Origin of the sequence: Arenivirga flava, from assembly GCF_030161575.1 — a bacterium.
Classification (GTDB): domain Bacteria; phylum Actinomycetota; class Actinomycetes; order Actinomycetales; family Microbacteriaceae; genus Arenivirga; species Arenivirga flava.
Map to the genome: position 1 here is coordinate 1,478,602 of NZ_BSUL01000001.1, position 25,095 is coordinate 1,503,696.

Annotated in this window: 24 protein-coding genes and 2 pseudogenes; 10 read left to right on the forward strand and 16 right to left on the reverse strand. The window is 73.1% G+C overall.

Features of this window, described 5'->3' with window-relative positions; genetic code table 11:
• Positions 1-19: 19 nt before the first annotated feature.
• Positions 20-1,480, reverse strand: a complete 1,461-nt coding sequence (locus tag QQK26_RS07180) for a phytoene desaturase family protein (protein WP_284231569.1) — start codon at positions 1,478-1,480, stop codon at positions 20-22.
• Positions 1,473-1,973, reverse strand: a complete 501-nt coding sequence (locus QQK26_RS07185) for an SRPBCC family protein (protein ID WP_284231571.1) — start codon at positions 1,971-1,973, stop codon at positions 1,473-1,475. The genes QQK26_RS07180 and QQK26_RS07185 overlap by 8 nt, the downstream gene beginning before the upstream one ends.
• A gap of 202 nt (positions 1,974-2,175) precedes the next feature.
• On the opposite strand from QQK26_RS07185, the gene QQK26_RS07190 reads away from it, so the two are divergent.
• The gene (locus QQK26_RS07190; RefSeq protein WP_284231573.1) at positions 2,176-2,742 is read left to right on the forward strand and encodes a histidine phosphatase family protein; all 567 of its coding nucleotides are present in this window, start codon (positions 2,176-2,178) and stop codon (positions 2,740-2,742) included.
• On the opposite strand, the gene QQK26_RS07195 is transcribed toward QQK26_RS07190, so the two are convergent.
• The 5 genes from QQK26_RS07195 to QQK26_RS07215 all read right to left on the reverse strand — a co-directional run bounded on the left by QQK26_RS07195 (position 2,739) and on the right by QQK26_RS07215 (position 7,299).
• A complete protein-coding gene (locus QQK26_RS07195) occupies positions 2,739-4,178 on the reverse strand; it encodes an amidohydrolase (RefSeq protein WP_284231575.1) in 1,440 nt (479 codons plus the stop codon). The two genes, QQK26_RS07190 and QQK26_RS07195, sit on opposite strands and share 4 nt — an antisense overlap.
• Complete coding sequence (locus tag QQK26_RS07200) at positions 4,175-4,891, reverse strand: FMN-binding negative transcriptional regulator (protein WP_284231577.1); 717 nt, start codon at positions 4,889-4,891, stop codon at positions 4,175-4,177. Before QQK26_RS07200 ends, QQK26_RS07195 begins: the two co-directional genes overlap by 4 nt.
• Positions 4,892-4,996: 105 nt before the next feature.
• The gene (locus tag QQK26_RS07205; protein ID WP_284231579.1) at positions 4,997-5,968 is read right to left on the reverse strand and encodes an Fpg/Nei family DNA glycosylase; all 972 of its coding nucleotides are present in this window, start codon (positions 5,966-5,968) and stop codon (positions 4,997-4,999) included.
• Positions 5,968-6,453, reverse strand: a complete 486-nt coding sequence (locus QQK26_RS07210) for a ribose-5-phosphate isomerase (RefSeq protein ID WP_284231582.1) — start codon at positions 6,451-6,453, stop codon at positions 5,968-5,970. The genes QQK26_RS07205 and QQK26_RS07210 overlap by 1 nt, the downstream gene beginning before the upstream one ends.
• Positions 6,454-6,738: 285 nt before the next feature.
• Complete coding sequence (locus QQK26_RS07215) at positions 6,739-7,299, reverse strand: TetR/AcrR family transcriptional regulator (protein ID WP_284231587.1); 561 nt, start codon at positions 7,297-7,299, stop codon at positions 6,739-6,741.
• An 81-nt stretch (positions 7,300-7,380) separates the two neighbouring features.
• Between QQK26_RS07215 and pepN the strand changes: the two genes are divergently transcribed.
• The 3 genes from pepN to QQK26_RS07230 all read left to right on the forward strand — a co-directional run bounded on the left by pepN (position 7,381) and on the right by QQK26_RS07230 (position 11,465).
• Complete coding sequence (gene pepN, locus QQK26_RS07220) at positions 7,381-9,927, forward strand: aminopeptidase N (RefSeq protein ID WP_284231590.1); 2,547 nt, start codon at positions 7,381-7,383, stop codon at positions 9,925-9,927.
• Between the two features lie 102 nt (positions 9,928-10,029).
• Entirely contained in the window at positions 10,030-11,043 is a 1,014-nt protein-coding gene (locus QQK26_RS07225) for a mechanosensitive ion channel family protein (RefSeq protein WP_284231592.1), read from the forward strand.
• Positions 11,043-11,465 (forward strand): globin, encoded by a 423-nt coding sequence (locus QQK26_RS07230; protein WP_284231594.1) that lies wholly within the window; start codon positions 11,043-11,045, stop codon positions 11,463-11,465. The genes QQK26_RS07225 and QQK26_RS07230 overlap by 1 nt, the downstream gene beginning before the upstream one ends.
• Positions 11,466-11,489: 24 nt before the next feature.
• Here QQK26_RS07230 and QQK26_RS07235 read toward each other — a convergent pair whose 3' ends face one another.
• The gene (locus QQK26_RS07235) at positions 11,490-12,167 is read right to left on the reverse strand and encodes a DUF8185 domain-containing protein (protein WP_284231595.1); all 678 of its coding nucleotides are present in this window, start codon (positions 12,165-12,167) and stop codon (positions 11,490-11,492) included.
• A 53-nt stretch (positions 12,168-12,220) separates the two neighbouring features.
• Between QQK26_RS07235 and QQK26_RS07240 the strand changes: the two genes are divergently transcribed.
• Positions 12,221-13,111 (forward strand): acyl-CoA thioesterase, encoded by an 891-nt coding sequence (locus tag QQK26_RS07240; protein ID WP_284231598.1) that lies wholly within the window; start codon positions 12,221-12,223, stop codon positions 13,109-13,111.
• Here QQK26_RS07240 and QQK26_RS07245 read toward each other — a convergent pair.
• On the reverse strand, positions 13,101-13,559 hold the full coding sequence (locus QQK26_RS07245; protein ID WP_284231600.1) for a UTRA domain-containing protein: 459 nt from the start codon (positions 13,557-13,559) through the stop codon (positions 13,101-13,103). The genes QQK26_RS07240 and QQK26_RS07245 overlap by 11 nt on opposite strands.
• Before the next feature lie 142 nt (positions 13,560-13,701).
• Here QQK26_RS07245 and QQK26_RS07250 point away from each other — a divergent pair, with 142 nt between their 5' ends.
• A complete protein-coding gene (locus QQK26_RS07250; RefSeq protein ID WP_284231601.1) occupies positions 13,702-14,193 on the forward strand; it encodes a hypothetical protein in 492 nt (163 codons plus the stop codon).
• 105 nt (positions 14,194-14,298) lie between these two features.
• Here the strand turns inward: QQK26_RS07250 and QQK26_RS16450 are convergent.
• Positions 14,299-14,649 (reverse strand): annotated as a pseudogene (locus QQK26_RS16450) (class I SAM-dependent methyltransferase); the annotation flags it as partial.
• A gap of 117 nt (positions 14,650-14,766) precedes the next feature.
• Here QQK26_RS16450 and QQK26_RS07255 point away from each other — a divergent pair.
• Positions 14,767-15,882, forward strand: a complete 1,116-nt coding sequence (locus tag QQK26_RS07255; protein ID WP_284231602.1) for an AI-2E family transporter — start codon at positions 14,767-14,769, stop codon at positions 15,880-15,882.
• On the opposite strand, the gene QQK26_RS07260 is transcribed toward QQK26_RS07255, so the two are convergent.
• Both QQK26_RS07260 and QQK26_RS07265 read right to left on the reverse strand, forming a co-directional pair.
• On the reverse strand, positions 15,879-16,904 hold the full coding sequence (locus QQK26_RS07260; protein ID WP_284231603.1) for a GTP-binding protein: 1,026 nt from the start codon (positions 16,902-16,904) through the stop codon (positions 15,879-15,881). The two genes, QQK26_RS07255 and QQK26_RS07260, sit on opposite strands and share 4 nt — an antisense overlap.
• 57 nt (positions 16,905-16,961) lie before the next feature.
• Positions 16,962-17,431 (reverse strand): annotated as a pseudogene (locus QQK26_RS07265) (acyl-CoA thioesterase).
• A gap of 293 nt (positions 17,432-17,724) precedes the next feature.
• On the opposite strand from QQK26_RS07265, the gene QQK26_RS07270 reads away from it, so the two are divergent.
• The 3 genes from QQK26_RS07270 to QQK26_RS07280 all read left to right on the forward strand — a co-directional run bounded on the left by QQK26_RS07270 (position 17,725) and on the right by QQK26_RS07280 (position 20,911).
• Complete coding sequence (locus tag QQK26_RS07270; protein ID WP_284231604.1) at positions 17,725-19,032, forward strand: quaternary amine ABC transporter ATP-binding protein; 1,308 nt, start codon at positions 17,725-17,727, stop codon at positions 19,030-19,032.
• Positions 19,032-19,919 (forward strand): ABC transporter permease, encoded by an 888-nt coding sequence (locus QQK26_RS07275; RefSeq protein WP_284231605.1) that lies wholly within the window; start codon positions 19,032-19,034, stop codon positions 19,917-19,919. The genes QQK26_RS07270 and QQK26_RS07275 overlap by 1 nt, the downstream gene beginning before the upstream one ends.
• Positions 19,920-19,993: 74 nt before the next feature.
• Positions 19,994-20,911, forward strand: coding sequence for a glycine betaine ABC transporter substrate-binding protein (locus QQK26_RS07280; RefSeq protein WP_284231606.1), 918 nt, complete (start codon positions 19,994-19,996; stop codon positions 20,909-20,911).
• A gap of 62 nt (positions 20,912-20,973) precedes the next feature.
• On the opposite strand, the gene QQK26_RS07285 is transcribed toward QQK26_RS07280, so the two are convergent.
• The 4 genes from QQK26_RS07285 to QQK26_RS07300 all read right to left on the reverse strand — a co-directional run bounded on the left by QQK26_RS07285 (position 20,974) and on the right by QQK26_RS07300 (position 25,054).
• The gene (locus tag QQK26_RS07285) at positions 20,974-22,278 is read right to left on the reverse strand and encodes a M23 family metallopeptidase (protein WP_284231607.1); all 1,305 of its coding nucleotides are present in this window, start codon (positions 22,276-22,278) and stop codon (positions 20,974-20,976) included.
• Positions 22,279-22,360: 82 nt separating this feature from the next.
• Positions 22,361-23,137, reverse strand: coding sequence for a DUF4097 family beta strand repeat-containing protein (locus QQK26_RS07290; protein WP_284231608.1), 777 nt, complete (start codon positions 23,135-23,137; stop codon positions 22,361-22,363).
• A gap of 73 nt (positions 23,138-23,210) precedes the next feature.
• Complete coding sequence (locus QQK26_RS07295) at positions 23,211-23,867, reverse strand: response regulator transcription factor (protein WP_284231609.1); 657 nt, start codon at positions 23,865-23,867, stop codon at positions 23,211-23,213.
• Entirely contained in the window at positions 23,855-25,054 is a 1,200-nt protein-coding gene (locus QQK26_RS07300; protein ID WP_284231610.1) for a sensor histidine kinase, read from the reverse strand. The genes QQK26_RS07295 and QQK26_RS07300 overlap by 13 nt, the downstream gene beginning before the upstream one ends.
• Positions 25,055-25,095 lie beyond the last annotated feature (41 nt).

Below are 25,095 nucleotides of genomic sequence, written 5' to 3' on the forward strand. Positions count from 1 at the left end.
CACGGCGGCGGGAGACCCGTCACGCCGGCGAGAGATCCGGCGACGCGCGGATGCCGAACTCGTGCCGCAGCGCGCTGAGCGCCGCGCGCCACCCGGCCATGCCGTGCACCCCGGGCCCCGGCGGCGTCGCCGCCGAGCTCAGGTACACGCCGCGGGCCGGCGTGCGCCAGGGCTCCCTGGCGAGCACGGGTCGCGCGAGCAGCTGGCGCAGATCGGGCAGTCCGTTCGCGATGTCGCCGCCGAGGTAGTTGGGGTTCTCCGACGCCATGTCGGCGGCAGGGCGGGCGGCGACCGCGACGATCCGGTCGCGCACGCCGGGCGCGAAGCGCTCGAGCTGGCGCAGCACCATCTCGGTCGGGTCGAGCGTCGAGCCGCGCGGCACGTGCGCGTAGGTCCAGAGCGCGTGCGACCCCGCCGGGGCGCGGCCGGGATCGAGCACGGAGGGCTGGGCCACGAGCAGGTAGGGCCGATCGGCGTGACGCCCCTGCGCGACCTCGTGCTCGGCCGCCGCGATCTGCGCGCGGCTGCCGCCGAGGTGCAGGGTGGGCGCCTGCGCGAGCTCCGGCACGGCCCACGGCACGGGTCCGTCGAGGGCGAGGTCGACCTTCGCGGCGGCGTTGCCGATGCGGTACGCGCGCAGCCGGCGACGGTAGGCCTCCGGCAGCCGCGAGCCGGCGAGGCGGTCCAGCGCGCGCGGCGTGACGTCGAGCAGCACGGCCCTGGAGCGCGGCAGCTCGTCGAGCGAGGCCACCTCGACGCCGGTGCGGATCGTGCCGCCGTGCGCCAGCAGGTCCGCGGCGAGCGCGTCGACGATGGCCTGGCTGCCGCCGATCGGCACGGGCCAGCCGCGGGCGTGCGCGGTGGAGCCCAGCATGAGCGCGGCACCCGCCGTGCCGAGGCTCGGCAGCGGCAGGATCGAATGCGCGGCGACGCCCGTGAGCAGCGCCGGCGCGCGGTCCTCGGCGAAGCGCAGGTTCCACAGCGGGGTGCCCTGCTCCAGCGCCCGCATGCCGAACCGCAGCGCGACGCCCGGCTCGGTGGGCACGCGCAGCAGGCTGTCGCCGGTGAAGGCGGCCACCGCATCCGCTCGTTGCGACAGCGGGCCGAAGAAGCCGCGCCAGGCCCGGCCGTCGCGGCCGAGTCCTTCCGCGGTACGGTCCAGGTCGCGGTAGGCGATGGCGGCGCGGGCGTCGTCGAGCGGATGCGCGTAGCTGATCTCGGGCACCGCGAGCTCGATGCGACGCTCGAGCCCGAAGCGCTGGAAGAACTCGGAGGCGAGCGCCATCGGATGCACGGCCGAGCAGACGTCGTGCAGGAACCCGGGCGCGGTCAGCGCGCCGGTGCGCGCGCCGCCGCCGATCGTGGCCTCGCGCTCGAGCACCTCGACCTGCAGGCCGGCGCGGGCGAGGGTGACCGCCGCGGCCAGCCCGTTCGGCCCGGCGCCGACGACGATGGCATCGGGTGCGCCGGAGTCAGGCACGGTGGCGCGGCCCGTCGTCGCCCTCGGCGGGCTCCGCCTCGGGTTCGGCCTCCGGTTGCGGTGCGCCGCCCTCGGCGAGATAGCCGAGCCGGTGGAGCGTCTCGCGGTTTCGGGGCACGAGGAAGAGGTCGAGCAGCGGCTTCGGGATGAGGGTGCCGGGGCCCCGCTCGGCGTACTCGCGCATGCGCACCACGCAGCCCTCACCGCGCGGCTTGACGTCGATGATCACCCGCGCCTCGCCGAGCGGCCATCCCTGCGCCTGGAACACGACGCGGTGGGGCGGGTCCCACTCGAGCACGGTGGTGCGATCGTCGATGACGAGGGGCCAGACGCCGAAGGAGTGGTGCAGCTGCGAGCCCACTGCCGGCCAGTCGTCGCCGACCTGCCGCATCCGCGAGGCCCCGACGATCCAGCTGGGGAACAGCCACCCCTCCGCGATGACGCGGAAGACGGCTTCGGGCGGGCATTCGAGGCGGCGCGCGACGGTCGACATGATTCGACGGTATCGAGTGGGAGCGCCCGCCCGGGTGACGCCCAGGCCGCTCGCACGCGACGCCTCGACGACACGGTGTTCCCAACCGGGGTACCGGGCGCACCGGGTATCGTCCCCGTGTGGACGAGCGTGTGCAGGTGACGGTGCGGCGGGGCCTCGTGTTCCCGTCGGAGGGTGTCCGATCGACGCAGCGGGTGCTCGCATGACCGCGATCGCGCTGGTGCGCCACGGCCGCACCGACTGGAACGCCGAGCGGCGCATGCAGGGCCGCACCGAGAACCCGCTCAACGAGGAGGGGCTCGGGCAGGCGGAGGTCGTCGCACCGCTGCTGACGCCGGTGCGCGCGCGCCGCGTCATCTCCTCGCCGATGCTGCGCGCGCAGCAGACCGCCGACGTGATCGCCGAACGCCTGTCGCTGCCGCGCGACGCGCACCGGGAGGCGCTCATCGAGCGCGACTTCGGCTCGGCCGAGGGCGTCGACATCGCCGAGGCCTACGCCTCGCACCCCGATCACGACTGGCCCGGCTCCGAGACGGTCGCCGAGGTGGGCGAGCGCGGTGCCGCGGAGATCCGCGCACTGCTCGCCGAGGGCGTCGACTCGATCGTCGTGGCGCACGGCACCCTGCTGCGGCTCGCGCTCGGCGTGCTCACCGGTGCGCCGTTCCCCCGTTTCGACAACGCCGACGTGGTGCTCGTGCGCTCCGCCGGGACCGGTGCCTACGAGGTGGAGTGGCTCGTCGGCCCGGCCGCGGAGCAGCTCGCGCGCTAAAGCGCCCGGTGCGTGAAGCGGCCCTCGAGCAGCGTCGCGGCCACCGGCATCGTGCGCAGCGGATGCGCGTCGAAGGCCGCATCCAGCACCGCAAGGTCGGCGCGCTCCCCCACCGCCACCGCGCTGCGGACGGATGCGGCCAGCGCCTCGGCGCGCGTGATCGCCTGCTCGCCGTGCCACGCGCCGCGCCCGTCGCGGCTGCGGGTGACGGCCGCGTCCATCGCCACCCACGGGTCGAGCGGTGCGACCGGCGCGTCGGAGCCGAGCGCGAGCTGCGCGCCGGCGTCGAGCAGCGCGCGCAGCGGGAAGGCGCGCTCGGTGCGCCCGGGCCAGTAGTGCTCAGCCACGTCGCGGTCGTCCATGGCGTGCTCGGGCTGCACGCTCGCGACGACGCCGAGCGCCGCGAAGCGCGGCACGTCGTCGTCGGCGAGCAGCTGGGCGTGCTCGATCGAGCCGCCGATGCCGACCGCCTCGAACGCGTTCAGCGCGAGGGTGTTCGCACGGTCGCCGATCGCGTGCACCGCAGGCCGCAGACCCGCTCGCCGCGCGAGCCGCAGGTGCTCGACGAGCTCCTCGTGCGGCACGGTGAGCACACCGTGCGGGTCGGCGTCGAGGCCGGCGTACGGGTCGGCGCAGAACGCCGTGCGGGTGTTCAGCGAGCCGTCCGTGATGATCTTGGCCGGTCCGACGGCGAGCAGCCCCTCGCCGCCCTCGACGAGCGCGCCGCTCGGCAGCCGCAGCGCGGTCGCCCGGGCGATGTCCTGCGGGTACACCGCCGCCTCGACCCGCAGGCTGCGCTGGCCGCCGGCGATGCGCCGCAGCCAGGCGTCGCGGCTCCAGCGCATCTCCATGTCGACCACGCCGACCACGCCGCGCACCGCGGCGGTGAGCGCCGCCTCGCCGGCCCAGCGGTCGAGCACGGCGTCGTCGACCGCGTCGAGCTCGCGCACGAGCGCGAAGGCGTCGGTCTCGCGCACGAGCCCGTTCGGCGCCGTCAGCCCGTACCGGGCGCAGGCGGCGCTGTTGGCCCAGGCCGCGTGCAGGTCGCCGCTGACCAGTACGACCGGATGCGCGCCCGTCGCCGCGTCAAGCAGCTCGCGGCTCGGCGCGTCCGGCCACAGCCCGTCCCGGAAGCCGTAGCCGACGAGCGTCTGCCCCTCCTCGGCGCGGGCGCGATGCGCCGCCGCGATCGCCGCGGCCTCGGCGGCGCTCTCCGCCGCGCCGACGTCGAAGCGCCGCAGCGCCAGCGCCCACTGGTTCAGGTGCACGTGCGCGTCCCACAGGCCGGGTACGACGTGGCGGCCGTCCACGTCCACGGTCTCCGCCGCCTCCTCGATCCGCGGGGCGATCGCGGCGATGACGCCGTCGCGCAGCAGCAGGTCGACGGTCTCGGCCGCGGGCGCGAGTCGGGCGCGGCGCAGGATGAGGGCGCTCACAGGGCTGCTCCGTCGGCGTCCGCGCCGTCGGCGTCCGCTCCGTCGGCGTCCGCTCCGTCGGCGTCCGCACCGGCGGCCGCATCCGCTCCGGCACCGAGGAAGGGATGCGCGCGCCGCATCTCCGCCGCGAGCTGCGGCTGCGCGTACGGCCCGTGTCCCTCGAGCTCGGCGACCACCGAGCGGACGATCTGCTCGGGCTTGTTCTGGCTGAGCTTGCGCTTGGCCTCGACTCGGGTCGGGCGCAGCCGGAAGCCGACCGTGCCGCGGGCGACCCGCTCGGCGAGCGCCGCGTCTTCCGGCGTGCCGAGCAGCCGGCGCGGCTCGGGCAGCGGTGCCTCGAAGACGTCGACGAGACGGTCGAGCATGCGCAGGTTCTCCTCGGCGCTCAGCAGCTCGGGCCGGCCGTGCAGGTGCACGGCCGTGAAGTTCCAGGTGGGCACGGTGGCGCTGTCGTCGTACCAGCCGGGCGAGACGTAGCCGTGCGGACCCTGCAGGATGACGGCCACCTCGTGCCGCCCCAGCTCGTGGATGGCGTCGTCCGGCCGGCCGACGTGGCTCACGATCGTGAGGTCGTCCCCCTCGAGGAGGACCGGGTAATGGCTCACCCGGAGGCCCGTGCTCGTCGCGCTGACGAGGGTCGCCCAGGGGTGCTCGCGCACGATGCGCCGCAGCTCGGCCAGCTCGTGCAGCGCGAAGGTGGGGTTCTGCCGCATCCGCCTATTCTGGCGTGCCGATAGCCTGCGATCGTGTCGTTCCGCATCCGCTCGGCCGTTCCGCGCGGCGACGAGGTGGTCGAGATCAGCCTGTCGCGCTGAGTCTCACGCCTGGCACTGCGGGCACCAGTAGAGCTTGCGGTTGCCCATCTCCTCGAGCACGATGTGCGTGCCGCAGACGCGGCAGGGCAGGCCCTCGCGCTTGTACACCCAGTGCCGGTCGGCCCGGCTCGCGAGCGCCCGGCGGTGGGCGGCCTCGTCGAGCCCGTCCATGGTCATCATCTGGCCCGTCGTGACGCCGATCTCGAGCAGCCGCGACCAGTCGGCCCAGAGGTCGCGGGCCTGCTCGGCGCTGATCGTGCGCGCGGGCGTGTGCGGATTCATCCGTGCTCGGAAGAGGATCTCGGCCCGGTAGACGTTGCCGATGCCCGCGACGACGGACTGGTCCATGAGCTGCAGGCCGACCGCCTTGGCCGACTTCGTGAGCCGCTCCACGAACTTGGCCTCGGCCTCGGGACCGTCGTCGAGCTGCGGATCGGGGCCGAGACGGTCGAGCACGGCGCGCACGCCGGCGTCGTCGAGCACCTCGCAGGCGGTCGGTCCGCGCAGGTCGGCCACCGTCTCGTCGGTGAGCAGCCGCACGCGCACCTGGCCGACGGGCTCCGGTGGCCACGTCTCGACGGTCTCCGTGACCTTCTCCTGCTCCGCCATGCGCAGCCGGGCGCGGCGGGGCGCGCCGATCGAGGCGAGGGAGTCCTCGTGCTCACCGACGACGGTGCCGCGCTGATTGGTCTGGCCCATCCGCCCGCCGGCGCTGGCGGTGGGCGCGTCGAGCTCCAGCGCCCCCGCGAAGTCCCACGCACCGTAGATGCCGAGATGCACGCGCAGCCAGAGGCCGTCCTCGAAGTCGAGGAACATCTGCTTGCCGACGGCCTTCGCGTCGGTCATGGTTCGACCGTCGAGCATCGCAGCGCCCTCGGCGAAGCGCCCCTGCGGCGAGCTGACCCTCACGGCGCGGCCGACGAAGCGCCTCGCGAACTGGCGTGCGATGCGATGGACGGAGTGACCCTCGGGCACTAGTGGATCTCGTGCCCCTCGATGGCCCCGGTGGTCTCGTACTCGGCGAGCTGCGCGATGCGGCGGGCGTGCCGCTCCTCGCCGGTGAACGGGGTGGCGATGAACGAGCGGATGAAGCCCAGCACCTCCGCGTAGTCGTGCTGCCGGGCGCCGATCGCGATGACGTTCGCGTCGTTGTGCTCGCGGGCGAGCTCGGCCGTGGAGGTGTTCCAGACGAGCGCCGCGCGCACGCCCTCCACCTTGTTGGCCGCGATCTGCTCGCCGTTGCCGGAACCACCGAAGACCACCCCGAGGGCCGTCTCGCCCGCGCGCTGGTCGCGCACCACGGCGCGGGCCGCGTTGATGCAGAACGACGGGTAGTCGTCGAGGGGCTCGTAACTGCTCGGGCCGTGGTCGGTGACCGCGTGGCCGTCGCCGGTCAGGTCGTCGATCAGCTGCTTGCTCATGTCCAGCCCGGCGTGGTCCGTGGCGATGTGGATCCGCATGATCGCCAGCCTAGCGACCGGGGCGGGTGGCTCGGCTCCCGCGCCGCATCGCCCCTCAACGTTCCATCCACCCACCGAGTTGCCGCGAATGGCGGCCAAGAGCAGCGTGAGACCGCCACATGCGGCAACTCGATGCGGGCGAGCGCTGCGGGCAGCGGCGCGAAAGGGTGACCCATTGCGTCACGCCCGCTCGCGGCCGGCAGCGCTCAGCGGCGGCAGCCCTCAGCGGCGGCAGCCCTCAGCGGCGGCAGCGCTCAGCGCGCAGCCGGCCGCCGCCGCGCCCGCTCAGTACCACCAGCGCGGGAAGGACTCCGACAGGGTCTCCACGAGCGCCGCGCGGTCGAGGCCCGGGTCCTGCAGGCCGGCCGTCACGCCGCCGACGAGACCGGCGCCGACGAAGCGGGCGATGATGCGCGCCTTCGCCCGCGGCAGGGGCGGGTCGACGGTCTCGGCGAGGATGACCAGGCAGGACTGCTCGAAGCTCGACGTGAGCATGCTGATGAGCTCCGCATCCGGCGCCTCGACGAGGGCGCGGTAGTAGATGTCGCGGCGCTCCTCGACGTGGCGCACGGTCGCGTCGATGCCGTCGCGCAGCACCTCCTGGGGCGATCCGCCCTCGCGACGTCCGCGCAGGTAGTCGTCGCGCATCCGCTCGAGATCCTCGCCGAGCACGGTGGCGAGCAGCTCGCCGGGTGACGAGTAGTGGTCGTAGAACGTCGCACGGTTGATGCCGGCGCGGCGCGTCAGCTCGGCCACCCCGAGCTTGGCGATCGGGGTGCGCGCGGCGAGATCCAGCACGGCCTCGGCGAGCGCCGCCTGCGTCTGGAGGATCCGGGAGTCGACCATGGGGCGAGCCTAATCCCGACAGGCGCTGTCTTGAACGCCAATAGGGTGGGATCACCGCCGAGAACCCCAGGAGGAGCAAGGATGCCCGGAGAGAACCTCACCCGCATCGAGGCCGAGGAGCGCAAGGCGCTCCTGCACGTCGACAGCTACGCGATCGAACTCGATCTGACCCGTGGAGCGGAGGTGTTCGGCTCGACGACCCGCGTGCGCTTCACCGCCACCGAGGGCGCCTCGACCTTCATCGACGCGATCACCCGCGCGGTGCACTCGGTGACGCTCAACGGCGTCGCCCTCGACCCGGCCGAGGTCTCGGACGGCGTGCGCATCCAGCTGCCCTCGCTCGCCGCCGAGAACGAGCTCGTCGTCGTCGCCGACGCCTTCTACACGAACAGCGGCGAGGGGCTGCACCGCTTCGTCGACCCGGTCGACGGCGAGGTGTACCTCTACTCGCAGTTCGAGGTGCCGGACAGCCGCCGCGTCTTCGCGGTCTTCGAGCAGCCCGACCTCAAGGCGACCTTCGCCTTCACCGTCACCGCGCCGGCCGAGTGGAAGGTGGTGTCGAACTCGCCCACGCCCGAGCCGACCACCACGGACGACGGTGCCGCGACCTGGAGCTTCGCTCCGACGCCCATCCTCTCCAGCTACGTCACCGCGATCGTCGCCGGCCCCTACGTGGAGGTGCGCGACGAGCTCACCAGCAGCGACGGCCGCGTGATCCCGCTCGGCGTCTTCGCCCGCGCCTCGCTCGCCGAGCACCTCGACGCCGACTACGTCTTCGAGAAGACCAAGCAGGGCTTCGCCTTCTTCGAGGAGCAGTTCCAGTACCCCTACCCCTTCGAGAAGTACGACCAGCTCTTCGTGCCCGAGTTCAACGCGGGCGCCATGGAGAACGCGGGCGCGGTCACCTTCACCGAGACGTACGTGTTCCGCTCGAAGGTGACGGATGCGATCCGCGAGCGCCGCGTCGTCACGATCCTGCACGAGCTGGCCCACATGTGGTTCGGCGACCTCGTGACCATGAAGTGGTGGAACGACCTCTGGCTCAACGAGTCCTTCGCGGAGTGGGCGTCGACGCTCGCCACCGCCGAGGCCACCGAGTGGACCGAGGCGTGGACCACCTTCCAGGCCATGGAGAAGAGCTGGGCGTACCGCCAGGACCAGCTGCCCTCGACGCACCCGATCGTCGCGACGATCAACGACCTCGAGGACGTGCAGGTCAACTTCGACGGCATCACCTACGCGAAGGGCGGCAGCGTGCTCAAGCAGCTGGTCGCCTGGGTGGGCCTCGAGGCCTTCATGCAGGGCGTCGCGCAGTACTTCAAGAAGCACGCGCACGCGAACACCGAGCTGCGCGATCTGCTCGTCGAGCTCGAGGCCACGAGCGGCCGCGACCTCTCCGAGTGGTCGCAGCTGTGGCTCGAGACGGCCGGCGTCAACACGCTGCGTCCGGAGATCGAGACGGATGCGCAGGGCGTCATCACGGGCTTCGCGGTGCTGCAGACCGCCCCGGAGGAGTGGCCGACCATCCGTCCGCACCGCCTGGCGATCGGCTTCTACGCGCTGGACGGCGACTCCCTCGCCCGCATCCACCGCGTCGAGCTCGACGTCGCGGGCGAGCGCACCGAGGTGCCCGAGCTCGTCGGCCTCGCCAAGCCCGACCTGGTGCTCGTGAACGACGACGACCTCGCCTACGCGAAGATCCGCCTCGACGACGCCTCGCAGCAGGTGGCCATCGCCCACCTCGCCGGCATCGCCGAGGCGCTGCCGCGGTCGATCGTCTGGGGCGCCGCCTGGGATGCGACCCGCGACGCCGAGCTGCGTCCGAGCGACTACGTGCGCCTCGTGCTCGGCAACATCGCGAGCGAGACCGAGTCGACCACCATCCGCACGACGCTGGCGCAGCTGGTGACGGTGGCGCGGATGTACGTGGCCCCCGAGCGCCGGCTCGAGACGGTCACCGAGGTGGCCGACGGGCTCTGGGCGCTGGCGGCGGAGGCGCAGGCCGGCTCCGACGCGCAGTTCCAGTTCCTGAAGGCCTTCGCCCAGGTCGTCACGACCGACGAGCACGGCGACGTGCTCGCGGCCCTGCTCGAGGGCTCGCGCGCGCTCGACGGCCTCGAGATCGACACGGATCTGCGCTGGGAGCTGCTCGAGGGCCTCGTGCTGCTCGGCCGCGCCGGCGAGTCCGAGGTGGTCGCGGCCCTGGAGTCCGACAACACCGCCACCGGCGCCCAGGCGGCCGCACGGCTGCGCGCCGCGATCCCGACGGCCGAGGCGAAGCTGGCGGCGTTCGCGTCACTGGTCGACGTCGACACCGCGCCCAACATGATCGTGCGCAACACGGCGCTGGGCTTCCAGCACGTGATCGACCCGGCGCCGCTCGAGGCCACCGTCGAGCGCTACTTCGACAGCCTCACCACCCTGTGGGCCGAGCGCAGCTACCACATCGCCGACACGGTGATCTCGGGGCTCTACCCGGCGCCGCTGGCCTCCGAGGCGCTGCGCGAGCGCACCGAGGCGTGGCTCGCCGCGAACCCCGGGACGCCGGCGCTGCGCCGCATCGTCATCGAGTCGCTGGCCGGCGTGGAGCGCGCGCTCCTGGCGCAGGAGCGCGACCGCCGGGCCTGAGCCGAGCGGATGCACGGGGCGTCGACCTTCGGGTCGGCGCCCCGTCGCCGTCTCAGGGCGACCGCACCCGGCTCCCAGCGACCCCCGACCTAGAATTCGGGGATGGACGAACCGACCACCGGATTCTGGGCCGGGCTGATCGCCTTCCTGCGGGAGTGGCCCATCCTGCAGGCCCTCATCGTCGTCGTGATCGCGGTCGTCGTGCGCTGGGTGCTGCAGTTCGCCATCCGCCGCACGGTGGCCCAGATCGTCTCCGGCGTCAAGAAGGGCCAGGGCACCTCCGACACGCAGGCGATCATCAACTCGCCGCTGGCCGCGGTGCGCGTCGTGCAGCGCACGCGCACCATCGGCACGGTGCTCGGCAACATCGTCACCTGGCTGGTCGTCGTCGTTGCGTTCCTCGCCGTCCTCAACCGCTTCCAGGTCGACCTCGGGCCGGTCGTCGGCTCGGCCGCCGTCGCGACCGCAGCGCTCGGCTTCGGTGCGCAGAACATCATCAAGGACATCCTGCAGGGCCTGTTCATGGTGTTCGAGGACCAGCTCGGCGTCGGCGACGTCGTCGACCTGGGTCCGGCGACGGGCGTGGTCGAGGAGGTGGGCATCCGCATCACGAAGGTGCGCGACGTCAACGGCACCCTGTGGTTCGTGCGCAACGGCGAGATCCTGCGCGTCGGCAACATGTCGCAGGGCTGGGCCCGCGTGATCATCGACCTGGCGGTGCCCTACGACACCGACGTGCAGGAGGTGCAGGCGCTCATCCTGAAGACCGCGAAGGCGCTCGCGGCCGACCCGAAGTGGGCGCCGCGCATCCTCGAGACGCCGGAGCTCTGGGGCCTCGAGTCGATCTCGGCCGAGGCCATGGTCATCCGCCTCGTCGCGAAGACGCGCACGTCGACCAAGGACGACGTCGCCCGCGAGCTGCGGGTGCGCCTGAAAGGCGCGCTCGACGAGGCCGGCATCAAGCTGCCGCAGCTCGGCAGCATCGTGCTGAGCGGATTCGAGGGAGCCGCCTCGGTGCGCGGCGCCCAGCCCCCGCGCACCAAGCCGGTGCCGGTGCCGAACAAGGCGCCCCGGGCCCCGCGCGCGCCGCGCAAGCCGAAGGGCGGCGACGCCTGATGGCCGATCTGACCCTGCGGATGGGCGAGGGCGGCGACAGCGTGCAGAGCACCTTCTGGAACCAGGTGGGAGGTCGGCCGACCTTCGAGCGGCTGGTGCGCCGCTTCTACGAGGAGGTGCGCGTCGACGACGTGCTCTGGCCGATGTACCCGGAGGAGGACCTGGAGGGGGCGATCCAGCGCCTCACGGGCTTCCTGGAGCAGTACTGGGGCGGGCCGACGACCTACAGCCGCGAGCGCGGGCATCCCCGGCTGCGCATGCGGCACATGCCGTTCCGGGTGAACCCGGAGGCGCGCGACCGGTGGCTGCGCTGCATGCGCGTCGCGGTCGACGACCTGCAGCTCTCGCCGCTGCACGAGGCGGAGCTCTGGGACTACCTGGAGCGCGCCGCGCACGCCATGGTCAACACCTTCGAGCCTTGAACAGGTGTTTGGGGTAGCGGGCGGTCAGCCCGCCAGGGACCAGTTCGGCCGCTTGACGAGCACGTGCCCGCGCGTCGTGCTGACCCGGGTCCAGGGACCGGCCTCGTAGACCGAGGCCTCGTCGCCATCGGCGAGGAAGCCCAGCGAGAAGGCCGCGAACGCCGCCGCGGCCGGCACGTGCTCGTGGTCCTCGATGCTGCGGCCCCACACCTCGGCGCGAACGCGCTGCACGATCTGCTCGCCCGTGTTGCCGCCGAGCGTGTCCTTGACCTCGTCGATGCCCTCCCGGGCGACGGTCTCGAGCAGGGCCGCGGGGACGGCGTCGAACTCGATCCAGCCTCCGCGCGGCGGCGAGATGGCCGCCCAGGCGAGCGTCTGCACCTCGATCGGCAGGGTGAGGGTCACCGGACCCGCCACGTCGTCGCTGCGCTCCTCGAGCCGCGCGAAGCGTTCGAGCAGCGAGCGCATGGGCACGACCACGTCGAGCTCGGCCTCCTCCTCGAGGGCGAGGGTGCGCAGCCCCAGCACGGTCGGGCTGCGATCGAGCAGCCCCGCCGGGGTGAACACGGCGACGTACACGGCGAGCACGGAGCCGGTCGCGATGAGGCGCACCGAGCCGTCCTCGACCCTCCCGGCGCGGCGCAGGAACACCTGCAGGTCGGCGAGCGAGAGGGCGTCGGGGAGGATGATCGAGCGGTTCATGCGACCTCTAAACTAACCGTCGCACGACGCCCACCGCACGCAGGGAGCCGCCCATGTCCGATCCGCTCGCCAGCTTCCTCACCTCGCTCGACCTCGTCGACACGGGTGCGCGCACGAGCGAGGACATCTCGACGGGACCCAGCGAGTGGATGCCGCAGGGCCGCGTCTTCGGCGGCCAGGTGCTCGCCCAGTCGCTCGTCGCGGCCGGGCGCACGGCGCCGGAGGGGCGCGCGGCCCACTCCATGCACGGCTACTTCCTGCGCCCGGGCGACGCGAACCTTCCGATCACGTTCGGCGTGGACCGCATCCACGACGGCCGCTCGTTCTCGACCCGCCGCACCCAGGCCTACCAGGAGGGCGTGCCGATCCTGTCGATGATCGCCTCGTTCCAGGAGGAGCAGCCGGGGCTCGAGCACCAGGAGGCGATGCCCGAGGGCCTGCCCGACCCGGAGTCGCTGCCGAGCGCCGCGGAGGCGCTGCACGGGGTCGACCACCCGGTCGCGAAGCACTGGGCCACCTCGCGCGCCTTCGACCTGCGCCACGTCGAGCAGCCGATCTACTTCACCGCCGACGGCGAGCGCACGGCGCGGCAGGCCGTCTGGCTGCGCGCGATCGGACGCCTGCCCGACGACCCGATCGTGCATCGGGCCGCCCTCGCCTACGCGAGCGACTACGCCATCCTCGAGCCGATCCTGCGCCGCCACGGTGCGCCGTGGGGCACCCCGGGCCTCAAGATGGCGAGCCTCGACCACGCCATGTGGTGGCACCGCGACGGACGAGCGGACGAGTGGGTGCTGTACACCCAGGAGTCCCCCTCCGCGAGCTCCGGCCGCGGGCTCTCGCTGGGGCGGATCTTCGATCGTGCCGGCCGGCTGCTCGCCACCGTGGCGCAGGAGGGCATGGTGCGGGTGCCCGGGGCGTCCCGCGAGACCCTCACGCGCTGACCAGTCGCTCCGGCGCGTGCTCCGGACGGTAGCGGTCGTCGGCCAGCTCGAGTGCGGCGCCCCGCAGGTCGCGCACGGAGCGCACCACGCGCAGCACGGGGCTCGAGCGCCGCACGCCGAGCAGCCGGGCGTCCTCCCCGCTCGCAGCCGCGGCGCCCACCCGCCGCACGCTGTGCTCGACGATCAGCTCGAGGCCCTCCTCGAGGGAGCCCATGATCGAGTCGACGTCGTCCGGCAGCGGCTGGATGGCCGCCGCGAGCCAGCCGGGGTAGGTCGCCCGCGACACCAGGGCCGGCATCCCGTCGACGCGGAGCAGCCGCAGCACATGCAGCACCGGGTCGCGGCCGGCGAGACCGAACGCGTCGGCCTCGCGCGCGGTGGCGTCCGCGAGCCGGGAGCGCAGGGTCAGGCCACGCCAGCCGGCGGCGCTGCGCTGCTCGATCGTCATGGTCCCCGTCATCCGCCCCGTACGGGGGCGCGCCGAGCCTCCCAGCCGCGGACGTCCGGATGGTGAGCAGCGGGTGAACGGGGAGCGACGCGCTGGCGCGTGCGGTCGGCCCCTGACCGGGTGGCGCGCGTAGGCTGGTCGGGTGCAGCAGCCGGAAGCGATCCCGCCCCTCGACCTCGTCCTGAAGATCCAGGAGCGTCTCGCCGCCGTCGGCGCCCCGAGCGTCGTGGGCGGTTCCGGGCTGCTGTACTCGCTGGGGCACGTGACCGAGGTGCGCGGCTGGGACCTCGTGACCGACGCGCCGCCGTCGCGGGTGCGCCCCGTGCTGGGCGCGCTCGGACTCGATGTCACCGCCATCGCGCCGCAGGGCGACCTCGTCACCGACCGGCACTTCCGCATCAACGCCGGCGACCACACCATCGACGTGCTCGTGAAGTTCCGCCTGCGCGCCGGCGAGGAGATCCGCGAGATCCCGGCGACGCCCGGCGCCACCTGGCGGGGTCTCGTCATGGCCCGTCCCGAGGAGTGGGCGCTCGTCTACACGCTGGTCGGCCGCTCCGATCGAGCGGCGATGCTCAGCGCTCCGCCAGCACCGCCGACCCAGCCCCCGACCGCACCGGCTGGATGGCGCTGAAGCCGGCCCGCTCCATCCGCTCGGCCACCGCGGTGAGCACGCCCTCCGCGTCCCGGCCGGGCAGCGCGGCGCCGTAGGCGATCGCCAGCCGACCCCGGGCGCCAGCGCCTCGCGCAGCACCGCGAGCTCGCGATCGGCGGCCGCCGCCCAGAACACGTTCACGTTGATCGAGAACGCCAGGTCGTAGGTGCCGGCTTGCGGCCGGAAGTCGGCGAGGCTGCTCTCGACGAGCTCCAGCCGGCCGCTCACGAGGTGCTTCGCGTTGCGATGCCCCGACTGGCGCAGCGCTGTCGCGGAGCGGTCGACGAGCGTCATGCGCCCGCCGCCGAGGCGGTCGCAGATGAGCTGCGCGGCCACGCCCGGCCCGCCGCCGATCTCGAGCACCCGCGCATCCGGCCGCGGGGCGAGCAGCTCCACCAGCCAGCGGACGCGTTCGGGCACGGGCTTCGTCGGCATGCTCCCTGTGTAGGCCACGCACCTGGGTCCCACCCGCACAGGGTACGTCGAGCGGATGCTCTGGGAACGCGCTGGACACGCTCCGAACGCTCGGCGGCGTGCCGATACCGTGACCGCATGGGCAGCACGAACAGCGAGGCGGACGCGAAGCTCCGCCGCATCCTCACCGACCGCCTCGGCACCGCCGGACTGCGCAGCCTGCAGGCGCTGCTCGTGCTCGGTCTGGCCGCGGTCGTCGTGCTGGGGCTGCTGCAGCTGAAGCTCGTCGTGATCCCGGTGATGATCGCCCTCATCGTCGCCTCCGCCTTCGCGCCGGTCATCGGCTGGCTGCGGCGCCACCGGGTGGGTCCGATGCTCGCGACCTGGATCACGCTCATCAGCAGCCTGGTCGTCTTCGGCGGCGTGATCACCCTCATCGTCTTCGCCGTGCGCACCCAGTGGTCCACGCTCGCCGACTCTGCGGTGGAGGGCATCGAGCAGCTGCGCGACTTCGTGCTGAACGGCCCCCTCCCGGTCGATCAGGCCCAGATCGACGAGCTCGTCGACACGGCCACCGGTTTCCTCACGAGCGAGCAGTTCGGCACCGGCGCGGTGGCCGGCCTCTCCGCGGCCGGCGAGATCGCCACGGGCGCCGTGCTGCTCGTCGTGGTGCTGTTCTTCTTCCTCAAGGACGGCGACCGCATCTGGGCGTTCCTCATCTCGCCGCTGCGCGGCGAGCGCCACCGCCGCGGTGAGGAGATCGGCACGACGACCGTCAAGACCTTCGGCGGCTACATCCGCGGCACCGCGATCGTGGCGCTCGTCGACTCGGTGTTCATCGGCATCGGCCTCTGGGTCCTGCAGGTGCCGCTGGCGCTGCCCCTGGCCGTCATCGTCTTCATCGCGGCCTTCATCCCCATCGTCGGCGCGACGCTCGCCGGCACGCTCGCCGCCCTCGTGGCGCTCGTCGCCAACGACCCGATCAACGCGATCTGGGTGATCGCGGTGGTCGTGGCCGTCAACCAGATCGAGGGCAACTTTCTGCAGCCGGTCGTCATGGGCCAGTCGCTCAAGCTGCATCCGCTCGTCATCCTGCTCGCCCTGACCGCGGGCACGATCCTCGGCGGCATCCTCGGTGCGATCCTCTCGGTGCCGATCGCGGCCGCCGGATGGCAGATCGCCAAGATCCTCGCGCGCCCGACGCCGGAGGAGGCCGTGGCGCCGCCGAAGCGGCGCCGCCGGCTCTTCGGCTAGGAGGCCATCGGCGCGTCCGGCAGCGTGTCCTCGTAGGCGCTCCAGACCGCGGGGCCGGCCAGCAGCTCCCCGTCGGTCAGCAGGCACGCGGCCAGCGAGGAGCGGATGCGGTCGACATCGAGTCCCAGCCCCAGCAGCACGAGCTCCTGCCCGATCGGCGCGCCGCGCACGCCCTGGCGCAGCGGGGTGCGGGTCAGCGTCAGCACGTCGCCGGCGCTGGACCACCCGTGCACCGCGCCACGACGCGACGCCAGGGAGACGAAGCCCTTCGAGCGCAGCACGCGCCCGACGCGCTCGGGTTCGAGCCCGTGCGCGACGAGTTCCGCCAGACGGCTCGGGTGGAAGGGGCGCGGATCGCGGAAGACGACGGCGCGCTCGGGCGCCCTGCCGGGCGGGGGCACGGCGCCGGCCAGCTCGCGCCGCCAGGCGGCGCCGTCGCCCAGGCGACCGAGCTCCGCAGCACCGGTGCACGGGGCCGGCTCGCCCGCGCCGGCGTCGGCGCACACCACGGACGGGTGGAGCGTCTCGACCGCCGCGATCAGATCGCGGTGCACGGCGGCGCTCACCCGCTCGCAGCCGACGAGCAGCACCACGCTGGCGTGCTCGATCTGGCGGGCGAGCAGGCTCGGGAGGTAATCGTCCTGCGCCACGAGCTCGTCGGACGGGCGGTGGCCGAGCAGCTGCTCGGCCAGCGGTGCCGCCTCGAGCACGGCGACGACGTCGCTGAGATGCAGTCGACCGGCAGCAGCCGGCCCGGCGAGCGCATCCTGCAGTGTGCGGCCCACGGCGACGAAGCGCTCGCAGAGCGGCAGCGCGACGATGGCGGGCGGCACCCGCCGCCCCTCCCAGGCGGGCGCCACCAGTCGGCCAGTCAGCTCGGGCACGGCGCCCGGAGCATCCGGGGCTGAGAGCCGCCGAGCTCGATGGCGGCGGGCGAGCGCTCCGGCCACGGCGTCGAGGTGGTCGTGAGCCGGTCCGATCACGAGGGTCACGGCGCCGTCGCGCATCCGCTGCATGTGCATCCCATCCATCGCGCGCGAGTCGCGCCGACTAGATGATAACGGTTCTCAGCAAGGCGATCACCGGCGGCGCGAGAACTCCAGCGGCGCCTCGAGGTACGGCGACCAGACGTCGCGCTCACGGTCCGAGATGCGCCGGGGCCGCTCGCTCGCCCGGTCGACGAGCACGATCGTCGTCGTCGCCCGCGTGTAGAGCACCGCGGGCGCGACCTCGGCGGGCGAGCACACCTCGTAGCAGACTTCGAGGCTCGCTCCCCGAGCCGCCCGATCCACAGCTGCACGTCGAGCGGTGCGCGCCAGTAGGGCACCGGGGCGAGGTACTCGACCTCCTGGCGCGCGATGAGCGAGAGCGTGTCGGCCGTCGGCGAACCGTCGAGCACGGCCGTGCTGGAACCCGCGGCGGAGGCGTCCGTCGCCCAGAACGCGGCGATGCGCGCCTCCTCCAGCAGCCGCAGCATCTCCGCGTTGTTGACGTGTCCGTAAGCGTCGAGGTCGGACCAGCGCAGCTGGATCGGCACGTGAAGTCTCATGAGGTTGCCAGGAATCTCTCTGCTACGGTGGTCGACGGTCCTCCTTACGGGGGACTGCAACAGCCTAGGCCGCGACCGCGGATTCGGAGCCCTCTGCAGGGGGCGGGAGTCCCGCGGGCGTATGGTCCGGCGGGTGCCGGTGACGATCCCGATGATCGCGCCAGAGCGCCTCGCGTTCGCCCCGAGTGCATCCAGTGCACGGGCTTGACCGCGAGCCGTCCATGCCCCGTCGACCCGGACGAGACCGAGAGCCCTGGCAGCGCCGACCCTGCGCGCCGGGCAGCAGGAATCACGTGACCGCAAGCAGCAGCAGCAACCCATCCGATCCCATCCTCTCCGTGAAGGGGCTCAGCAAGGCCTTCGGCCGACGCCCCAAGGAGGTCGCGAAGCGCGCCGAGGCGGGCGCGACACGCCAGGAGCTCGCGAGCCTCGGCACCGCCGCGGTCATCGACGCGAGCTTCGACGTCGCCCCCGGCGAGATCTTCGTCGTCATGGGCCTCTCCGGCTCGGGCAAGTCGACCCTCATCCGCACCCTCAACGGGCTGCTGGCACCGACCAGCGGCAGCGTCGCCATCGCCGGCACCGAGATCGCCGGAGCGGATGCGGCCACCCTGCGCCGCGTGCGCCGCGAGAGCGTCTCGATGGTGTTCCAGCACTTCGCGCTGCTCCCCCACCGCACCGTCCTCGACAACGCCGCGTACGCCCTCGAGCTGCAGGGCGTCGCGAAGGAGGAGCGCCTGCGCCGGGCGCAGCGCGTCGTCGACGTCGTCGGCCTGAACGGCTGGGAGCAGAAGCTGCCGAGCGAGCTCTCCGGCGGCATGCAGCAGCGCGTCGGCCTCGCCCGCGCCCTCGCCGCCGACACCCCGATCCTGCTCATGGACGAGGCGTTCAGCGCGCTCGACCCGCTCATCCGCCGTGAGATGCAGGAGCAGCTGCTCGAGCTGCAGGCCGAGCTCGGCAAGACCATCGTCTTCATCACGCACGACCTCAACGAGGCCATGTTCCTGGGCGACCGCATCGCCGTCATGCGCGACGGCCGGATCGTGCAGATCGGCACGCCAGAGGACATCCTCACCGACCCCGCCAACGACTACGTGGCGCAGTTCGTGCAGGACGTCGACCGGGCCCGCGTGCTCACCGCCGGCAACGTCATGGAGCGCCCGCTGCTCGTGGTCGGCGAGGGCTCCGGTCCGCGCACCGCCCTCAAGGCCATGCGCGACGGCTACGCGTCGGCGGTCTACGTGACCGGCCGCGACCGCAAGCTCGTCGGCGTCGTGCGCGATCGGGACGCGATGCGCCTCGTCCAGAAGGGCGAGACCTCGCTGCGCAGCATCATCCGGCCCACGCCGCACGCGGTGAGCGCCGACGACGTGCTCTTCGACCTGTTCGTGCCCGCGCTCGAGTCGGAGGTTCCGCTCGCGGTCACCGACGAGCGCGACCGCCTCGTGGGGGTCATCCCCCGCGTCACCCTGCTCGCGGCCCTTGGCCCGGGCACCACGGCGACCGGTGAGATGACCATCCCGGTGCCCGCCAACGAGATCGACGAGCTGCTGGCGGAGAGCGCCGTGCCGGCGTCCGCGGCGAACGAGGAGGTGCGCTGATGGAGGGGTTCCGTATCCCGATCGGCGAGTGGGCGGCCACCGCCCTCAACTGGATCAAGGCCAATCTGGACGGACTCCTCGAGTTCATCCGCACCGTGCTCGGCGGCGCCGTCGACGGCCTCACCGACGGCCTGCTCGGCGTGCCGATCATCGGCATCGTCGTCGTCGCGGCGCTCATCGGCTGGACCGTGCGCTCCTGGCGGCTCGCGCTCGGCACGGTGGTCGGCTTCGGGCTGATCCTGGGCATGGACGTCTGGACGCCCGCGATGCAGACCCTGTCGCTCGTGCTCGTCGCGACGCTCATCGCCATCGCCGTGGCCGTGCCGCTCGGCATCCTGGCCGCGCGCAACGACACCGTGAGCGCCGCGCTGCGCCCGGTGCTCGACTTCATGCAGACGATGCCCGCGTACGTCTACCTCATCCCGACCGTGCTGTTCTTCAGCATCGGCGTGGTGCCCGGTGTCGTCTCCACCATCATCTTCGCCCTGCCGCCCGGCGTGCGCCTTACCGAGCTGGGCATCCGCAGCGTCGACCCGGAGAAGGTCGAGGCCGGTCAGGCCTTCGGCGCGACCCCGGGCCAGATCCTGCGCGGCGTGCAGCTCCCGCTGGCGAGCCCCACCATCCTCAGCGGCATCAACCAGGTGATCATGCTCGCCCTGTCGATGGCCGTCGTCGCCGGCATCGCGGGCGCGCCGGGCCTCGGCAAGGAGGTCGTCGCGGCGATCTCCACGCTGAACATCGGCCAGGGCGTCGAGGCGGGCCTCGGCGTGGTCGTGCTCGCCGTCTACCTCGATCGCGTCACCTCGGCGCTCGGCGGGCGTGCGCAGAACCGCGGCTCGCTGCTGTCGATCATCGCCCGCCGCCGCGCGCACGCGCTCGCCGCCTGACCCACCGAACCGCAGTCCCGTCCGACGGGTCGCTCCTGCGCGCCGTCGGGCACACCAGAGAGGAAACACAGCACATGACGAATCGGAGCACCTTCCTGCGCCGCAGCATCGCCGTCGGAGGCGCCGCAGCGCTCTCGCTCGGCCTGGCCGCCTGCGCCACCGGCGCCGACGTCGAGGCGGGTGGCGACGGCGACAGCCTCGGCACGATCACCCTCGGCTACATCCCCAGCTGGACCGACGGCCTCAGCACCGCGTACCTGCTGCAGGACCAGCTCGAGAAGATGGGCTACACGGTCGAGATGAACGAGCTCACCGAGGCCGCGCCGCTCTACACCGGCCTCGCCAACGGCGACGTCGACATCTTCCCGTCGGCCTGGCCCGAGGTCACCCACGCCGCCTACATGGAGACCTACGGCGACCAGATCGAGGACCTCGGCGCGTACTACGACAACGCCGTGCTGACCCTCGCGGTGCCCACCTACACCGACATCGACTCGATCGACCAGCTCGCCGGTCAGGCCGACCGCTTCGGCGGCCGCATCGTGGGCATCGAGCCGGGCGCCGGCCTCACCGCCATGACCCAGGACTCCGCCATGCCGGGCTACGGCCTCGACGGCGAGTACGAGCTCGTCACCTCCTCGACCGCCGCGATGCTCACCGAGCTGCAGAGCGCCATCGACGCCCAGGAGGACATCGTCGTGACGCTGTGGAAGCCCTTCTGGGCGAACGCCGCGTTCGACATCAAGACGCTCGAAGACCCGCAGGGCGCCATGGGCGAGTCCGAGGCGCTGCACTTCCTCGCGACCGACGGCTTCTCGTCCGAGTACGCCGACATCGCCGAGTACATCGCGCAGATCAAGCTCGACGACACCACCTACGGTGCGCTCGAGGACATGGTCGTGAACGAGTACGGCGAGGGCAACGAGGCGGAGGCCATCGACGCCTGGATCGCCGAGTACGGCGACGCCTACCCGGGCATCCTCACGGACTGACCCGTCAGCACGACGAAAGGGGCCCCGCCGATCGGCGGGGCCCCTTTCGCGCGCTCGGGCCGTCAGAGGATGATGCCCTTGCCGGCGAAGAACGTGGACGGGTTGGTCTGCACGCCGTTCACGTTGACCTTCACGTCGAGGTGGCAGCCGGTGCCCACGCCCGTGTCGCCGACGTTCGCCACGATCTGACCAGCGCTGACGCTCTGACCGGCGCGCACCTGGAACGAGCCGTTCTGGATGTGACCGTAGATCACCTCGACGCCATCGCCGAGGTCCATGATGACGCGGTTGCCGAAGCCGCTGACGTGGCCCGTGAAGGTGACGCGACCGTTGTAGGCGGCCTTGAGCGGACGCCCGCACGGGTCGCCGAGGTCGACGCCGGCGTGGAACGGGTTCGAGCAGCCGTTGCTGTTGCAGATGATGCGGCGGGGGCCGTAGTCGCTCGTCTTCGGGCCCGGGGCGGGGCGGTACCAGCCCTGCGGCGAGGGGCTGAAGTAGGTGCCGTTCGCGCCGCTCGGGGTCGGCGTGCCGACGTTGCCGCCGCCGCCCGACGGGCGGGCCGCTGCGGCGGCCTCGGCGGCCTTCCGCTGGCGCTCGGCTTCGATCGCCGCGAGGCGGCGCTGCTCGGCCTGGCCAGCCTCGTAGCCCTGCTCGATCTCGGCCGTACGGCCCTCGAGCACCGCGAGCTGGGCGGCGAGCGTGATGCGCGCCTCCTCCTGCGCGGCGACCGCCTGCTGCGCCGCGGCGCTGGCCTGCTCGGCGGCCTCGAACTCGACCTCCGCCGCCGCGCGGCGGTCGGCCAGCTCGCGGGAGACGACCTCCGACTGCTCCTCGAGGCTCGAGACCGCGTTCGCGTCGAGGACGGCCTGGTCGACGACGCGGCTCGACGCATCCGCCATCCGCGTCATCGCCCCGAGCTGGTAGAGCACGTCGCTCGTCTCCTCCGGCACCGCCATGGCGCGCATGGAGGCATCGACCGACCCCGACCGGCTCAGCTGCGAGATGTAGTTCGAGGCCTCGCCGCGCGAGGACTCGGCCGTGGCCCGGGCCCCCTCGAGCTCGACCTGCAGCTCCGTGAGCTGCTCCTCGGCCTCGGCGGCGAGCGCGTAGGCCTGCTGGTAGCGCTCCTGCGCTGCTGCGGCCGCCTCCTGCGCGGCGGCGAGCTCGGCGTCGAGCTCCGCGATGAGCGCGTCGATCTCGGTGACCTGCGCGCGCTGCGCGGCCTCGTTCCCGCGGGCCTGCTCCACCTCCTCCCAGGTGGGGTACTTCGAGGCGGCGGCAGCGGGTCCGGCGACGGAGAGAGCGGCGAGGAGGGCGCCGATCAGGGCGCCGTGGAGGGCGAGGCGGAGGGATCGTTCACGGCGCATGATGCACTGATGGTAGGCATGCGGACCGCGATCCCGCACGCCCGGCGGGCGGCGGGTCGCGGATCCCCCGGTCGTGGGCCGCTCAGCCGGCCTGCAGGATCTCGATGTCGCCGACGGTGCTGGCGAGCCGGTAGCTGCGCTCGGCACCGGGCGTCGACGGGATCGCGGAGGCCACCTCGCCGAGCGTCGACTCGGTGCGCAGCTCGTAGTCGCCCCTCGGGAGCGCGATGCGCAGATCGCCGGCGGTGGTCGCGGCATCGACGGTCGCGGGCGCGCGATCGAACGCCAGATCGACGTCGCCTGCGGTCGCCTCGACGGTCAGCTCCGCGATCTCGAGCCCGTATCCGACGGTGCTGCCGGCGGTGGTGCGCAGGTCGAGGCTCACCGCCGAGCCCGCGAGGCGCACCTCGCCGACGGCGGCCTCGACATCGACCGCTCCCCAGTCGCCGTCGAGCCGCACCGAGCCGGCCGAGGCGGCCAGATCGAGGTCGACCCCGGCCGTGTCCGCCGGCAGCAGCACGGTCAACGTGGCCGGCCCGCGGTATCCGCCCGACCACCAGCCGAAGGGGTCCCATCCGCGATCCCGCACCCGCACGTCGAGCTCGCCGTCCGCGAGCTCGCTGCGCAGACGCAGCCCGGTGGCGCCGGCATCCCACTCGACCGTCGGCTCGGCGACATCGGCCAGCCGCACGACGAGATCGGCGATCGCCGCGTCGACACGCACGGTGGAGACGTCGCCGGCCAGCACGCGGGTGCCGTCGCCGGCCTCCTCGCCGGTCGCGCGGGCGGCGCGCGCCACGCCGATCACCGAGCCGATGACCGTGAGCGCCAGGGCCGCGCTGCCGACGGCGAGCAGCACGGTGCGCAGCGTGCGCTGCGGGGTGACGGGGGCTGAGGCGATGCGAAGGTCATGATGTCGGTTCCGTTCATGTTCAGACGAGGGGCTCGCTGCGCAGGTAGCGCAGCACGGCGAGGACGCGGCGGTTGCCGTGCTCCTCGATGGGCAGCCCGAGCTTCGTGAAGATGGCCGAGATGTGCTTCTCGACACTGCCCTCGGTGACGTGCATGGCGGCGGCGATCGCGCTGTTGGAGCGGCCCTCGGCCATGAGCTGAAGCGTCTCGCGCTCGCGGTTCGAGAGGCCGCCGAGGCCGTCGCCGCGGCGCGAGCGCACGACGATCTGCGTCACGACCTCGGGATCGAGCGCGGTGCCGCCGGAGCCGACGGTCTCGACGGCAGCGAGGAAGTCGCCCACGTCGGCGACGCGGTCCTTGAGCAGGTACCCGAGCCCGCCGCTGTTCTCGGCGATCAGCTCGCTCGCGTAGCGCTCCTCCACGTACTGGCTCAGCACCAGCACGGCGGTGGCGGCGTGCTGCGCCCGCAGGACCACCGCGGCCCGCACGCCCTCGTCGGTGTACGTGGGCGGCATCCGCACGTCGACCACCGCCAGGTCCGGAGCGTGCTCGGCGACCGCGCGCAGCAGCGCCTCGGCGGTGTCGACGGCCGCGAGCACCTCGTGCCCGGCGTCGGTCAGCAGGCGTTCGATGCCGGCCCTGAGGAGGACGGAGTCCTCGGCGATCACGATGCGCACGGCACCTCCACGGTGATGATGGTCGGCCCGCCGACCGAGCTGTCGATGTGCAGGGTGCCGCCGGCGGCGCGCACCCGCTCGCGCATGCCGGTGAGCCCGGCACCGGACCCGATGGCCGCGCCGCCGCGACCGTCATCGCGGATGACCGCGCGCACGCCCCCGTCGATCGGCTCGACCTCGACGGATGCGCTGCTCGCCTGCGCGTGCTTGGCCACGTTGGTGAGCGCCTCCGCCACCGAGAAGTAGACCACCGCCTCCGCCTCCGCCGGCAGCCGGCCCGGCAATCGCACGCTGACGGCGGTCGGCACGGGGCTCTGCCCGGCGACCGCGGAGAGCGCCGCGTCGAGGCCGCGGTCGGTCAGGACGGCGGGATGGATGCCGCGCACCAGACGGCGCAGCTCCGTGATGTTCTGCTTCGCCTGCGCGTGCGCCGTGTCGAGCAGCTCGCGCGCAGCGTCCGGATCGGCGCCGAGCCTGGTCCGCGCCAGGTCGATCGTCATCGCGACGCTGACCAGCCCCGGCTGCACGCCGTCGTGCAGGTCGCGCTCGATGCGGGAGCGGTCGACCTCGGCGGAGGCCACGGCGCCCTGGCGGGCGTCGGCGAGCTGGTCGACCCGGCGCTCCAGCACCGCGGTGCGGCTCGTGCCGAGGAGCGCGCGCGAGACCACGCGGTCGAGACTGCCGGCACCGTAGACGTACCCGGCGAGCACGACGATCGCCAGCAGCGCGGCGCCGATCGCCGGCAGCGGCCCGCGAAGCCCCAGCACGCCGACCCCGGCGAGGTCGGCGACGAGCTGCACGGCCCGACCGAGGAGCCAGGCGAGGAGGCCGCCTGCGAGCGCGGAGAAGAGGTGGTGGAGCAGCGTCTTCCACGTCGACGGCGCGGCGAGGTCGACGAACGCCTGGGCGACGGGCGCCCATCCGCTCGTCACCCGCGTCAGGCGCCGGGGTTGCGGGGTGATGGTCACCTCGAGCAGCGCCGCGGCGCGATGCCGTTCGATGAAGCCCGTGAGCCGCGCGGCCTGCGCGGCGGCCAGGATGAGCAGCACGCCGAATCCGAGCGCGGGGAGGGTGAGCGCGCCGAGCCCGAGCAGACCCACGATGCCGACGAGGAAGATGGTGCCGACCGCGCCGTCGATCCAGAGATCGACGGCGGCGGCCCAGAGGAATCGGAGTTGCCGTCGCATGACCTCGACGCTACCGAGCAGCGGGCGTGCGCCCCCATGCG

Bases quoted from the DNA above. Each gene is read 5' to 3' on its own strand.
- QQK26_RS07185 (WP_284231571.1), bottom strand. From the start codon at position 1,973: ATGTCGACCGTCGCGCGCCGCCTCGAATGCCCGCCCGAAGCCGTCTTC.
- QQK26_RS07190 (WP_284231573.1), top strand. From the start codon at position 2,176: ATGACCGCGATCGCGCTGGTGCGCCACGGCCGCACCGACTGGAACGCC.
- QQK26_RS07200 (WP_284231577.1), bottom strand. From the start codon at position 4,891: ATGCGGCAGAACCCCACCTTCGCGCTGCACGAGCTGGCCGAGCTGCGG.
- QQK26_RS07210 (WP_284231582.1), bottom strand. From the start codon at position 6,453: ATGCGGATCCACATCGCCACGGACCACGCCGGGCTGGACATGAGCAAG.
- QQK26_RS07215 (WP_284231587.1), bottom strand. From the start codon at position 7,299: ATGGTCGACTCCCGGATCCTCCAGACGCAGGCGGCGCTCGCCGAGGCC.
- pepN (WP_284231590.1), top strand. From the start codon at position 7,381: ATGCCCGGAGAGAACCTCACCCGCATCGAGGCCGAGGAGCGCAAGGCG.
- QQK26_RS07225 (WP_284231592.1), top strand. From the start codon at position 10,030: ATGGACGAACCGACCACCGGATTCTGGGCCGGGCTGATCGCCTTCCTG.
- QQK26_RS07230 (WP_284231594.1), top strand. From the start codon at position 11,043: ATGGCCGATCTGACCCTGCGGATGGGCGAGGGCGGCGACAGCGTGCAG.
- QQK26_RS07235 (WP_284231595.1), bottom strand. From the start codon at position 12,167: ATGAACCGCTCGATCATCCTCCCCGACGCCCTCTCGCTCGCCGACCTG.
- QQK26_RS07240 (WP_284231598.1), top strand. From the start codon at position 12,221: ATGTCCGATCCGCTCGCCAGCTTCCTCACCTCGCTCGACCTCGTCGAC.
- QQK26_RS07245 (WP_284231600.1), bottom strand. From the start codon at position 13,559: ATGACGATCGAGCAGCGCAGCGCCGCCGGCTGGCGTGGCCTGACCCTG.
- QQK26_RS07255 (WP_284231602.1), top strand. From the start codon at position 14,767: ATGGGCAGCACGAACAGCGAGGCGGACGCGAAGCTCCGCCGCATCCTC.
- QQK26_RS07260 (WP_284231603.1), bottom strand. From the start codon at position 16,904: ATGCACATGCAGCGGATGCGCGACGGCGCCGTGACCCTCGTGATCGGA.
- QQK26_RS07275 (WP_284231605.1), top strand. From the start codon at position 19,032: ATGGAGGGGTTCCGTATCCCGATCGGCGAGTGGGCGGCCACCGCCCTC.
- QQK26_RS07280 (WP_284231606.1), top strand. From the start codon at position 19,994: ATGACGAATCGGAGCACCTTCCTGCGCCGCAGCATCGCCGTCGGAGGC.
- QQK26_RS07285 (WP_284231607.1), bottom strand. From the start codon at position 22,278: ATGCGCCGTGAACGATCCCTCCGCCTCGCCCTCCACGGCGCCCTGATC.
- QQK26_RS07300 (WP_284231610.1), bottom strand. From the start codon at position 25,054: ATGCGACGGCAACTCCGATTCCTCTGGGCCGCCGCCGTCGATCTCTGG.